The sequence below is a fragment of the Pseudomonas sp. AC016 genome (genome assembly GCF_979253365.1).
The window spans coordinates 4,820,577-4,833,080 of the sequence record NZ_CEEDCC010000001.1 but is presented as its reverse complement, the minus strand read 5'-3'; the positions used below and the strand labels follow the sequence as shown (position 1 = coordinate 4,833,080).

Here is a 12,504-nt window from a genome sequence, read left to right as displayed (position 1 = left end):
CTTACAGGACTCACCGCTCATGATGAACAACGATGTATTGCGCAGCGTGCGCTACATGCTCGATATCAGCGACAGCAAGATTGTCGAAATCACAAAACTGACCGGTTTTGAGGTCTCCAAGAGCGACGTCATTGCTTTCATGAAGAAAGAGGAAGAAGAAGGCTATCTGGATTGCAGCGATGAGATCATGGCGCACTTTCTGGACGGTCTGGTCTACTTCAAGCGAGGCAAGGACGAGAGCCGCCCACCTCAAGCCATCGATCTGCCGATCACCAACAACATTGTGCTGAAAAAGCTGCGCGTGGCCTTCGAGCTGAAAGAGGACGACATGCACGCAATCCTCAAGTCCGTCGACTTTCCGGTCTCCAAGCCGGAGCTGAGCGCGCTGTTTCGCAAGGTGGGCCATACCAATTACCGCGAATGCGGCGACCAATTGCTGCGTAACTTCCTCAAGGGCCTGACCCTGCGCGTTCGCGGCTGAGTCGGCGGGCATGACCCATACCGTTTCACCGGTCGGCTACGTGCGCTCCTGCTTCAAGGAGAAGTTCGCCATTCCGCGTCAGCCACACCTGGCGCCAGCCGCGCGTGGCGTACTGGAACTGGTCGCCCCTTTCGATCAGGGCGAAGCGGTACAGGGTCTGGAGCAGGTCAGCCATGTCTGGCTGCTGTTCCTGTTTCATCTGGCGCTTGAAGACAAGCCGCGCTTGAAAGTTCGCCCGCCTCGCCTGGGCGGCAATCAGTCGATGGGCGTGTTCGCCACTCGCGCGACTCATCGCCCCAATGGCATCGGTCAATCAGTGGTCAGGCTGGATAAAGTCGAAGCCGGACGCCTCTGGTTGTCGGGTATCGACCTGCTGGACGGCACGCCGGTGCTGGACATCAAGCCCTACGTGCCCTACGCCGACGCTGTCGAGAGCGCGACCAACTCGATGGCCAGCGCTGCGCCCGAGCTGATTCCGGTGCACTGGCAGGACGCCGCGCTGATTCAGGCGCACGAGCATGCCTTGAGACTGGGCGAACCATTGGTGGAACTGATCGAGCAATGTCTGGCTCAGGACCCGCGGCCTGCCTATCAGGTGCCCACGCCCGAACGTCGCTACGGTGCGCAGTTCTGGGATCTGGATGTTCGCTGGCATTACCCCCAGTCAGGCGTCATTTGCGTGCTGGAAGTGGTCCCGGCACAAGTTTCCGGCCAATAAAAAACCGCCTCATCCTGCGCAAGGGTGAGGCGGTTTTTTTCAACCCGGCTTACTTCTCGACGAATGCACGCTCGATCAGGTAATCGCCAGGCTCACGCATGCGTGGGGACACGGTCAGGCCGAAGCTGTTGAGCACTTCGCTGGTCTCGTCGAGCATGCTCGGACTGCCGCACAGCATGGCGCGGTCGTCCTGAGGATTGATCGGCGGCAGACCGATGTCGCTGAACAGCTTGCCGCTCCGCATCAGATCAGTCAGGCGGCCTTCGTTCTCGAACGGCTCACGGGTCACGGTCGGGTAGTAGATCAGCTTGTCACGCAGCGCCTCACCGAAGAACTCGTTCTGCGGCAAGTGCTCGGTGATGAACTCGCGGTAGGCGACTTCGTTCACGTAACGCACGCCGTGGCACAGGATGACCTTTTCGAAACGCTCATAGGTCTCGGGGTCCTGAATCACGCTCATGAACGGCGCCAGGCCTGTGCCAGTGCTGAGCAGATAAAGATGCTTGCCCGGCTTGAGATCGTCCAGCACCAGCGTGCCCGTAGGCTTCTTGCTGATGATGATCTCGTCGCCTTCCTTGAGATGCTGCAACTGCGAGGTCAGCGGACCGTCAGGCACCTTGATGCTGAAGAACTCCAGATGCTCTTCCCAGTTAGGGCTGGCAATCGAATACGCACGCATGAGCGGACGACCGTTTGGCTGCTGCAGACCGATCATGACGAACTGACCGTTCTCGAAACGCAGACCAGGGTCGCGGGTGCACTTGAAACTGAAGAGGGTGTCGTTCCAGTGATGGACGCTGAGGACACGCTCGTGGTTCATGTTGCTCATGTACGTGGGAACTCCTGAAAATTTCGTGCGCGCAGGGGCACGGCGCTATTGCGCGATATTCTAGTGGCAGACACAATATCTGTTAAATGAATTATCAAGATATGGGTTATCGGTTATATAGATATGCGATTCACTCTTCGTCAACTTCAGGTCTTTGTCGCCGTCGCCCAGCAGGAAAGCGTCTCACGCGCTGCCGTGCTGCTTTCACTCTCACAGTCGGCTGCCAGTACATCGATCACCGAACTGGAGCGTCAGTCCAGCTGCCAGCTCTTCGACCGCGCCGGCAAACGACTGAGCCTCAATGCCACGGGACGCCAGTTGTTGCCCCAGGCGGTTGCCCTGCTCGATCAGGCCAAGGAAATCGAAGACCTGCTCAACGGCAAGTCAGGTTTCGGCTCGTTGGCCGTCGGCGCGACGCTGACCATCGGCAACTATCTGGCGACGCTGTTGATCGGTGGCTACATGCAGCGTCATCCCGAAAGCCAGGTGAAACTGCATGTGCAGAATACGGCGCACATCGTGCAACAGGTGGCGCATTACGAAATCGACCTGGGGTTGATCGAGGGCGATTGCAGCCACCCCGATATTGAAGTGCAGTCCTGGGTCGAAGATGAACTGGTGGTGTTCTGTGCGCCGCAGCATCCGCTGGCCAAGCGAGGCCAGGCCACACTGGAGGAACTGACGCGCGAAGCCTGGATTCTGCGCGAGCAGGGATCCGGCACCCGGCTGACGTTCGATCAGGCCATGCGTCATCACCGTAACGGTCTGAACGTGAAGCTGGAACTGGAGCACACCGAGGCCATAAAACGTGCGGTGGAATCAGGGCTCGGCATCGGCTGCATTTCCAGGCTGGCGCTGCGCGATGCGTTTCGTCGTGGCAATCTGGTGGAATTGACCACCCCGGATCTGGACCTGTCCCGGCAGTTCTACTTCATCTGGCACAAACAGAAGTACCAGACCTCCGCCATGCGCGAATTTCTCGACCTCTGCCGGGCATTTACCGCCGGAGTGCAGCGCAGCGACGAAATCGTGCTCCCGAGCCTGTACTGATCAACGATTCAGGTTCAGCCCAGCAGAACGATGCCCCACACCAGACCGATCATGGTCAAGGCAATGAACTGTGCAGCGCTGCCCATATCCTTGGCGTTCTTGGACAGCGGATGCAGGTCCAGAGAGATCCGGTCGATGGCCGCCTCGACAGCGGAGTTGAGCAACTCGACGATCAACGCCAACAGACACACGGCTATCAGCAATGCGTGCTCGCCTTTACTGACAGTCAGAAAAAACGACAGCGGAATCAGCACCACATTGAGCAGCACCAGCTGACGGAAAGCGGCTTCGCCCTTGAAAGCGGCGGTCAGGCCATCCAGGGAATAACCTGCGGCGTTGAGGATTCGTTTCAGACCGGTTTGGCCTTTGAAGGGCGACATAGAGAGGCTGCTGTACTGTAAGGAAGAGGAAAGCTAAGGGAACGCAGGTCAAAAAAGCGTGAACATTTCCATGACTGGCGGTTAGCTGGCGGAGATCGATTCGAGTTGTTGCAGCAGCAACGCTGCCTGGGTCCGGGTACGCACGCCCAGCTTGCGGAAGATCGCGGTCACATGGGCCTTGATGGTGGCTTCAGAGACGCTCAGCTCAAAAGCGATCTGCTTGTTCAACAGTCCCTCACACACCATGGTCAACACCCTGAACTGCTGCGGCGTCAGGCTGGCGAGCCCGGCACTGGCGGCTTTGGCCTCATCCGACACGCTGATGGTTTCGTTGACCTGCGGCGGCCACCACACGTCGCCCCCCAGAACGGTACGCACCGCATGCTGAATGGCCTCAAGCGAACTGGACTTGGGAATGAAACCGCTGGCACCGAATTCTCTGGAGCGAACAACGATGGACGCCTCTTCCTGCGCCGACACCATGACGACAGGGATCTGCGGGTATTGCCCCCGCAACAGCACAAGACCGGAAAAGCCATAGGCGCCGGGCATGTTCAGATCAAGCAATACCAGATCCCAGTCTGTCTTCTGCTCCAGATGCGATTCCAGTTGCGCGATGCTTTCTGCCTCGACCAGCCGTGCATCAGGCCCCAGACCGATGCTCAACGCCTGCCGCAGCGCACTGCGAAACAGAGGATGATCGTCGGCGATCAGGATGTCGTAGGTCATGTGTTGATCCTGTTTTCATAGTGAGGGCCCGCAACGCAGGCCGCTCAGCAGGGCATCCGGAAATGCCGGCAAATTCACGTTGCCCGATAGGGCAGGTGCAGCACCAAACCCGGTGAATCGGCGTCCAAGCGGCGCCAAGCATGCCCAGCAACACCATGACGGTCAAGCATGAAGCACCCCGGAGCCGAGGATAAGATGGCAATCAGCCAACCACCGAAGCAGTTAACGCCGGGCAGGCTATATAAAAGCCTTTAAATGGTTGTGCGCCGCGTCATCCGGATCAATCGGTCGCTGGTACTTGGCGCCCAGATAATGAGCGCTGAACACATCCAGATAAGCATCAAGCACGCCACTGGCGCTGACATCGTCGGCCAATTCCAGGCACAGCGCAGCCACTTCTGCCGTACAGAAATGGTCATCGCGCCTGGACCGCCGCAATCGGTAGCGAGATATCTGCTCGGGCTCCAGGCTCAGCACCGGAAACTTCTCAAGATACGGGCTTTTGCGAAACATCTTGCGTGCTTCGGTCCAGGTGGCGTCCAGCAGAATGAACAACGGCCGCTTGCCGTCTTCGCGTGACACCTGGGTCACTACCCGCTCTCTCGCGACGAACTCACCCGGAAACACGATGTACGGTTGCCATTGCGGATCATCCAGCAACGCCAGCAGCTGCTCGTCGACCTCGATGCGCGACCAGCCGAACGCGTGCGTGTCTTCGATGACATCGGCAATCAGCCAGCCGGTATTGGTCGGTTTCAAAGGCTCGGTGTCGTACATCAGCAGGCACATGCCCGAATCAGCCGCGACCTTGGGTCGCCATGCACATAAACAGTAGCTGGAGATGACCCGGCAATCCGGGCAACGTGGCGCACGCGAGCCACGGGCGATGAACGGTTTGGTACTGCGGGCCAGTCGCTCATCGCGCAGGCGGGAGACGGCGTGGCTCATTGCAGCACGCACCAACTGAGGGAATACATCGACACCACGAGAACTCGGCAGGAATAAAGTGTGCGCAGTTTATCAGAGCGCCGACCGTTCAACCCTAGGCTGTGTGAAGAGTCCTGTCTTATACTGCTGCGCCATCCAGACCCGCAGTCGGCAGGTTATCCCGGAACGCACTTTGAAGTCGCTGGTCCAACGGCCAGCTACTTAATCAGGAGAGTTTAATGCTGCGCCTCATCGCCCCTACCCTTACGCTTTTGCTCGTTGCTCCGCTGTGCGCCCAGGCGGCGTCAAAGCAGGAGTTCGAACTCAGCAAGATGCTGGAAAAAGTCGCGAAGGAAAGCAGCGTCGGTACGCCTCGAGCGATCAACGAAGACATTCTGGATCAGGGCTACACCGTCGATGGTAACGCACTGATCAACCACCTGAGCGTACGGGAAGGCCAGGCGCAGCAAATGCGCGCCAACCCGGACGCCATGCGTAACCAGTTGGGCAACAGCGTCTGCCATAACAATGGCTACCGTCAGCTGATGACCAAAGGTGCCGTGCTCAAGTATCAGTTCACCGAGTACAAGACTAACAAAGCGATCGCGACCCAGACCTTCCAGGCCTCGGACTGCACGGTCAAACCCAAGAAATAAGCCGCTCTGCCCTTCCCGTGCGCCTGCCCCTCAGGCGCACGCCAGTCTCGTTTCGAGACATCCTGCAGCGCCTCCAACCTGAAGACGAACCGAGAACCGATGGCCTTTTTGAAGGCGTCGGCACATCATCGATTCGACACACAAGCCAGACTGGCGCTATAAACTTCTGACAGCCAACCGGTACTTTTCAGGCACGTGGACGACAGAACGACACGTTCATGTGCCCCTATCGTTTCTTGTGAACCAGGGAAACAGACAGAATCCATACGATCCGGTATCGCTCAGCTCATCTTTTTGACGATCAGGCTGGAGCGGATCGAGGAACCTGCAGGAGGAGATATATTGAATGCCGTATGTACCTAACGATCTTCTGTCCAGACACTTTCAAAGCAATGGCCTGGACCTGACCGGCAAGATTGAAGAACACATTCATCAGGTCGCGCCAGGAAGCCCCAATCTTGCGCTTTACCGAGACATGATGCTGACCGTGCTGCGCATGGCTCAGGATGATCGCAATCGCTGGAACGCCAAGATAACCCTGCAGACCCTGCGCGAACTGGACAACGCCTTCCGCGTACTGGAGCGATTCAAGGGGCGGCGCAAGGTGACAGTGTTCGGCTCGGCCCGAACGCCACTGGAACATCCTCTGTATGCGCAGGCCACGGACCTGGGCGCTAAACTGGCGCAGTCCGACATGATGGTGATCACCGGAGCAGGCGGCGGCATCATGGCTGCGGCTCATGCGGGAGCAGGCCTCAAGCACAGCCTGGGCTTCAACATCACCCTGCCCTTCGAGCAACATGCCAACGCGACGGTAGAGGGCACGGAAAACCTGCTGCCCTTCCACTTCTTCTTTACCCGCAAGCTGTTCTTCGTCAAGGAAGCCGACGCGCTGGTGCTGTGCCCGGGCGGTTTCGGCACGCTGGATGAAGCACTGGAAGTACTGACACTGGTTCAAACCGGGAAAAGCCCGCTGGTGCCTATCGTATTGCTGGATACGCCGGGCGGCAGCTTCTGGCAAAGCGCGCTGGACTTCATCAAGACGCAACTGGAAGACAACCACTACATTCTTCCCGCCGACATGAAGCTGATGCGGCTGGTCTACAGCACCGACGAAGCTGTGGATGAAATCAAACGGTTCTACAGCAACTACCATTCCAGCCGCTGGCTGAAGAGCAAGTTCGTGATTCGCATGCACCATGCGCTCAGCGAGCAGGCGCTTGCGCACATGCAGGAGACCTTTGCCGACTTGTGTGTCAGCGAGGGATTTCACCAGCACGGTTATCAGGGTGAGGAACACGATGAGGCTCAATTCAGCCATCTGACGCGGCTGGCTTTCACCTTTACCGGACGTAATCAGGGTCGGCTTCGAGAGCTGGTGGACTACATCAACTCGCCGGAGAACTGGTCGAAACCCTCGGGTGAACAACAGTCAGCGCATCAACGCGAACCGTTGAACGCCTGATATCAATCGTCCATGCCTCGGCCGCTCAACAGGCGGCCGATCATGTCCAGCGGGTAGCCTCGGTAACTCAGGAAGCGGCCCTGTTGGGCACGTTCACGCGCGTCAGCAGGCATGCGCCCGGCAAACTTGCGCTGCCAGGTTTCCTGAAGCTTTTCCTGCCAGTCCACGCCGCACTCTCTGAGCGCCTGCTCGATATCAGCACGCTGCAAGCCACGTTGACTCAGCTCTTCACGGATACGTACAGGCCCGTAGCCCGAACGAGACCGATAGGAAACAAAGCTTTCAAGGTAACGGGATTCAGAGAGCAGGCCTTCCTCGATCAGACGATCAAGAACGGCTTCGATATGCTCAGGGGAGGCGCCGCGCTGACGCAGTTTTCGCGTCAGCTCGACTCGACCATGCTCGCGTCGCGCGAGCAGGTCCATTGCAGTTCGCCTGACGGCGACGGGTGTATCAAGCACGGCAGACATGGATATCAGCTATCGGCGTCTGCTTCAGCCATGTCGTCAGCCACTGCAGGCTCGCGGGAACCAACAGCTTTGGTATCAACGCCAGGCGTCAGCAGCTTGTCGCGAATCTGCTTCTCGAGGGCGTTACCGATTTCCGGGTTATCTGCCAGGAACTTGGCCGAGTTGGCCTTGCCCTGACCGATCTTGCTGCCCTGATAGCTGTACCAGGCACCGGACTTCTCGAGGAAACCGTGCAGTACGGCCAGATCGATAATTTCGCCGTTGAGGTAGATACCCTTTCCGTAAAGAATCTGGAACTCGGCCTGACGGAACGGCGGAGCCACCTTGTTCTTGACGACCTTGACGCGGGTCTCGCTGCCGACCACTTCGTCGCCTTCTTTCACAGCACCAGTACGACGGATGTCCAGACGTACCGAAGCGTAGAATTTCAGTGCGTTACCACCGGTGGTAGTTTCCGGGCTACCGAACATCACACCGATCTTCATACGGATCTGGTTGATGAAGATCACCAGGCAGTTGGCGTTCTTGATGTTACCGGTGATCTTGCGCAGCGCCTGAGACATCAGACGTGCCTGCAGACCCACGTGCATGTCACCCATCTCGCCTTCGATCTCGGCCTTCGGAACCAGAGCGGCAACGGAGTCGACCACGATCACGTCGATGGCGTTGGAGCGCACCAGCATGTCGGTGATTTCCAGAGCCTGTTCACCGGTATCCGGCTGCGAGACCAGCAGGTCGTCGACGTTGACGCCCAGCTTGCCTGCGTACTCGGGATCAAGTGCGTGTTCGGCATCGACGAACGCACAGGTCGCGCCCATTTTCTGGGCTTGAGCGATGACCGACAGTGTCAGTGTGGTTTTACCGGAAGACTCGGGACCGTAGATCTCAACGATACGGCCTTTTGGCAGACCACCAATACCGAGTGCGATATCCAGACCGAGCGAACCGGTGGAAATGGCAGGAATCGCCTGACGGTCATGGTCGCCCATGCGCATCACGGCACCTTTACCGAACTGACGCTCGATCTGACCCAAGGCCGCAGCCAAGGCTTTCTTCTTGTTGTCGTCCATTGAAGTCCTCACGTAATCAAATTCAATTAGGGCCTTGATGGCCACAACACCTGTATAAGTAGACAGTATTATTCCACAGGGATCGACGCTCGCCTACCCCTGTTTTGGCATTTCTCCGCATGCGAGCGCGATGAGCCCCTTCAGCGCGGCTTTTACCGTTTGTCGGCGCACCTGCTCGCGGTCGCCAGCGAACCAGTGGCGCTGAGCAATGAGCCTGTCGCCGTCACCCCAGCAGATCCAGACCGTACCGACCGGCTTTTCGACCGAGCCGCCGCCAGGCCCCGCCACGCCGCTGACCGCGACGCCGAACCTTGCACCACTGTTGCGCTGGGCGCCGCGGGTCATGGCTTCGACGACAGCCTGGCTGACCGCGCCGACGCTGTCGAACAAGCCTTGCGGAACATCCAGCTGTCGCGTTTTCTGATTATTGGAATAAGTGACGTAGCCAGCCTCGAACCAGCCGGAGCTGCCGCCTGTACGCGTGATGGCTTCGGCGATGCCGCCGCCCGTGCAGGACTCGGCAGTCGTGACCTGCGCACCTATCGTTTGCAGAAGCTCGCCAAGCGAGGCGGCAAGCCGGGTTATGTCATCCACAGTATATTCCCGTTCAAATCTGCTGATCCTTGAAATCCGACCTGCTGAAACAAGCGGCTGTAAGGAAAGCCGCTTGCCCGATCATGTACGTTGCTTCTTTTTCGAAACAGGCTTTCTGACCGTTTCGACCGTCGTTTCCCTTGGCCTGCGTTTCGCCTCATCCAAGGGAATGAAGCGCCCGGTAACCGAATCCCTTGCTCGTTTAAGTGCCATATAAAAGTCCTTTTTCATAGGCCACCACTCACAGACGGTGGTGGTTCCAGGAGTCTATACAGCAATCACTAAGCTGTGGGCCTGCGGAAACCCGGGGTCACGATTGGGCCTTCACCAAACCGGGACTGCACCCGCGCAACGCGCGTGATAACCTTGCGCCCATCGCAAACACTCGGCAGACATCCCTCGGTAAACGGAGGGATCACACGTCGCACCCCGAGGTTTACCCACTCTTCTCAAGAACTTGCCCAAGCCACTGATGAATAAAGCAATTTCCGACCTCTCTTCGCACACTCCCATGATGCAGCAGTACTGGAAGCTGAAGAATCAGCATCTGGATCAGTTGATGTTCTATCGCATGGGCGACTTTTACGAGATCTTCTATGAAGACGCCAAAAAGGCCGCCAAGTTGCTGGATATTACGCTGACGGCACGCGGTCAGTCGGCGGGCCAGAGTATTCCCATGTGCGGCATCCCGTACCACGCAGCGGAAGGCTACCTGGCAAAGCTGGTGAAGCTGGGCGAATCGGTGGTGATCTGCGAGCAGATCGGTGATCCGGCGACCAGCAAGGGGCCTGTCGATCGCCAGGTTGTGCGCATCATTACGCCGGGCACCATCAGCGACGAAGCGCTGCTCGACGAGCGGCGGGACAACCTGATCGCCGCCGTGCTTGGTGACGAACGTCTGTTCGGTCTTGCCGTGCTGGACATCACCAGCGGCAATTTCAGCGTGCTGGAGATCAAGGGCTGGGAGAACCTGCTGGCCGAGCTCGAGCGCATCAATCCGGTCGAACTGCTGATCCCGGATGACTGGCCTCAGGGTCTGCCTGCCGAAAAACGTCGCGGCTCACGTCGCCGCGCCCCTTGGGATTTCGAGCGCGACTCGGCGCACAAAAGTCTGTGTCAGCAGTTCGCGACTCAGGACCTCAAGGGCTTTGGCTGTGAAATGCTGACCCTGGCGATCGGCGCGGCGGGCTGCCTGTTGAGCTATGCCAAGGAAACCCAGCGCACCGCCTTGCCGCACCTGCGCAGCCTGCGTCACGAGCGTCTGGACGATACCGTAATTCTGGACGGCGCCAGCCGCCGCAACCTGGAACTGGACACCAACCTGTCAGGCGGGCGCGACAACACGCTGCAATCGGTCATGGACCGCTGCCAGACAGCCATGGGCACGCGCCTGCTGACCCGCTGGCTGAATCGCCCGCTGCGCGACCTGACCATTCTGCAGGCGCGTCAGACGTCGATTACCTGCTTTCTGGAACGCTACCGTTTCGAAAACCTGCAGCCGCAACTGAAAGAAATCGGTGACATCGAGCGGATTCTGGCCCGTATCGGCCTGCGCAATGCGCGTCCTCGTGACCTGGCACGCCTGCGCGACGCCTTGAGCGCACTGCCCGAATTGCAACAGGCGATGAGCGAGTTGGAAGCGCCACACCTGCAACAACTGGCGCACACCGCCAGCACTTATCCAGAGCTGGCTGACCTGCTGCAGCGGGCAATCATCGATAACCCGCCTGCGGTGATTCGTGACGGTGGCGTACTCAAGACCGGTTACGACGCGGAGCTGGACGAGCTGCAATCGCTGAGCGAGAACGCCGGCCAGTTCCTGATCGATCTGGAAGCACGCGAGAAGTCCCGGACCGGCCTGGCCAACCTGAAAGTCGGCTACAACCGGGTTCATGGCTACTTCATCGAACTGCCCAGCAAACAGGCTGAACAGGCGCCCGCCGATTACATCCGTCGCCAGACCCTAAAGGGTGCCGAGCGCTTCATTACGCCGGAACTCAAGGAGTTCGAAGACAAGGCCCTGTCGGCCAAAAGTCGCGCGCTGGCCCGGGAGAAAATGCTTTACGAAGCATTGCTCGAAGACCTGATCGGCCATCTTGCCCCACTGCAGGATACGGCGTCGGCACTGGCCGAGCTGGACGTGCTGAGCAACCTTGCCGAACGCGCACTGAATCTGGACCTCAATTGCCCGCGCTTTGTGGCAGAGCCCTGCATGCGTATCGAGCAGGGTCGTCACCCGGTGGTCGAGCAGGTGTTGTCGACACCGTTCGTGGCCAACGATCTGGCACTGGATGACAGCACCCGCATGCTTGTCATCACCGGTCCGAACATGGGCGGTAAATCGACCTACATGCGTCAGACGGCGCTGATTGTCCTGCTCGCGCACATCGGCAGCTTCGTGCCCGCCGCTCAATGTGAACTGTCACTGGTAGACCGGATATTCACCCGGATCGGCTCCAGCGATGATCTGGCGGGCGGACGCTCGACGTTCATGGTGGAAATGAGCGAAACAGCCAATATCCTGCACAACGCGACCGACCGCAGCCTGGTGCTGATGGACGAAGTCGGCCGCGGGACCAGCACCTTCGATGGTCTGTCCCTCGCCTGGGCTGCGGCAGAATGCCTCGCCCAACTGCGCGCCTACACCCTGTTCGCCACGCACTACTTCGAGCTGACCGTTCTGCCGGAAAGCGAGCCACTGGTCAGCAACGTGCACTTGAACGCTACCGAACATAACGAGCGGATCGTATTCCTGCACCGCGTTCTGCCGGGACCTGCCAGCCAGAGCTACGGCCTGGCGGTCGCACAACTGGCGGGGGTACCAGGCAAAGTCATCACGCGCGCCAAAGAGCATTTGCAGCGCCTGGAGACCACCAGCCTGCCTCACGAGCAGCCGCGCACCAAACCGGGCAAACAGGCAGCGCCCATGCAGAGCGATCTGTTTGCCAGCTTGCCGCACCCGGTGCTCGATGAACTGTCGAAGGTCAAGGTCGACGATCTCACACCGCGTCAGGCGCTGGATTTGCTATACACATTGCAAACTCGACTGTGACGTGAGCCGTTACATGCTGTTAGAATCCCGCGCGGTCTGGGATGCGCTCAGCTTTTAGCCTGGCTGAGCAGCCGTTCGAGCCG

The 12,504-nt window shown here is 58.8% G+C and carries 13 protein-coding genes; 6 read left to right on the top strand and 7 right to left on the bottom strand.

Features of this window, described 5'->3' with window-relative positions:
* Window positions 1-19 precede the first annotated feature (19 nt).
* Together AC0IXS_RS21810 and tsaA are read left to right on the top strand one after the other, a co-directional pair.
* Window positions 20-481 (top strand): YehS family protein, encoded by a 462-nt coding sequence (locus AC0IXS_RS21810; RefSeq protein WP_004879103.1) that lies wholly within the window; start codon window positions 20-22, stop codon window positions 479-481.
* A 10-nt stretch (window positions 482-491) separates the two neighbouring features.
* Window positions 492-1,199 (top strand): tRNA (N6-threonylcarbamoyladenosine(37)-N6)-methyltransferase TrmO, encoded by a 708-nt coding sequence (gene tsaA / locus AC0IXS_RS21805; protein WP_122667634.1) that lies wholly within the window; start codon window positions 492-494, stop codon window positions 1,197-1,199.
* A 49-nt stretch (window positions 1,200-1,248) separates the two neighbouring features.
* On the opposite strand, the gene fpr is transcribed toward tsaA, so the two are convergent.
* Entirely contained in the window at window positions 1,249-2,028 is a 780-nt protein-coding gene (fpr, locus tag AC0IXS_RS21800; RefSeq protein ID WP_002554680.1) for a ferredoxin-NADP reductase, read from the bottom strand.
* Window positions 2,029-2,151: 123 nt separating this feature from the next.
* On the opposite strand from fpr, the gene AC0IXS_RS21795 reads away from it, so the two are divergent.
* Window positions 2,152-3,078 (top strand): LysR family transcriptional regulator, encoded by a 927-nt coding sequence (locus AC0IXS_RS21795; RefSeq protein ID WP_004879099.1) that lies wholly within the window; start codon window positions 2,152-2,154, stop codon window positions 3,076-3,078.
* Between the two features lie 14 nt (window positions 3,079-3,092).
* On the opposite strand, the gene AC0IXS_RS21790 is transcribed toward AC0IXS_RS21795, so the two are convergent.
* The 3 genes from AC0IXS_RS21790 to AC0IXS_RS21780 all read right to left on the bottom strand — a co-directional run bounded on the left by AC0IXS_RS21790 (window position 3,093) and on the right by AC0IXS_RS21780 (window position 5,135).
* Window positions 3,093-3,458: a diacylglycerol kinase gene (locus AC0IXS_RS21790; protein WP_057410964.1), complete on the bottom strand. Its 366-nt coding sequence runs from the start codon at window positions 3,456-3,458 to the stop codon at window positions 3,093-3,095.
* A gap of 81 nt (window positions 3,459-3,539) precedes the next feature.
* Entirely contained in the window at window positions 3,540-4,187 is a 648-nt protein-coding gene (erdR, locus tag AC0IXS_RS21785) for a response regulator transcription factor ErdR (RefSeq protein WP_122667635.1), read from the bottom strand.
* A 237-nt stretch (window positions 4,188-4,424) separates the two neighbouring features.
* Complete coding sequence (locus AC0IXS_RS21780) at window positions 4,425-5,135, bottom strand: tRNA-uridine aminocarboxypropyltransferase (RefSeq protein WP_025994468.1); 711 nt, start codon at window positions 5,133-5,135, stop codon at window positions 4,425-4,427.
* A 218-nt stretch (window positions 5,136-5,353) separates the two neighbouring features.
* Between AC0IXS_RS21780 and AC0IXS_RS21775 the strand changes: the two genes are divergently transcribed.
* Both AC0IXS_RS21775 and AC0IXS_RS21770 read left to right on the top strand, forming a co-directional pair.
* Window positions 5,354-5,770, top strand: coding sequence for a quorum-sensing-regulated virulence factor family protein (locus AC0IXS_RS21775; protein ID WP_029241694.1), 417 nt, complete (start codon window positions 5,354-5,356; stop codon window positions 5,768-5,770).
* Between the two features lie 346 nt (window positions 5,771-6,116).
* Complete coding sequence (locus AC0IXS_RS21770; protein ID WP_057410963.1) at window positions 6,117-7,235, top strand: LOG family protein; 1,119 nt, start codon at window positions 6,117-6,119, stop codon at window positions 7,233-7,235.
* A 2-nt stretch (window positions 7,236-7,237) separates the two neighbouring features.
* Here AC0IXS_RS21770 and recX read toward each other — a convergent pair whose 3' ends face one another.
* From recX to AC0IXS_RS21755, 3 genes are all read right to left on the bottom strand, one after another.
* The gene (recX, locus tag AC0IXS_RS21765) at window positions 7,238-7,705 is read right to left on the bottom strand and encodes a recombination regulator RecX (protein WP_057410962.1); all 468 of its coding nucleotides are present in this window, start codon (window positions 7,703-7,705) and stop codon (window positions 7,238-7,240) included.
* A 5-nt stretch (window positions 7,706-7,710) separates the two neighbouring features.
* Entirely contained in the window at window positions 7,711-8,775 is a 1,065-nt protein-coding gene (gene recA, locus AC0IXS_RS21760) for a recombinase RecA (protein ID WP_004879084.1), read from the bottom strand.
* Between the two features lie 93 nt (window positions 8,776-8,868).
* A complete protein-coding gene (locus AC0IXS_RS21755) occupies window positions 8,869-9,369 on the bottom strand; it encodes a CinA family protein (RefSeq protein WP_081021880.1) in 501 nt (166 codons plus the stop codon).
* Between the two features lie 484 nt (window positions 9,370-9,853).
* On the opposite strand from AC0IXS_RS21755, the gene mutS reads away from it, so the two are divergent.
* Window positions 9,854-12,421: a DNA mismatch repair protein MutS gene (gene mutS, locus AC0IXS_RS21750; protein ID WP_161987289.1), complete on the top strand. Its 2,568-nt coding sequence runs from the start codon at window positions 9,854-9,856 to the stop codon at window positions 12,419-12,421.
* Window positions 12,422-12,504 lie beyond the last annotated feature (83 nt).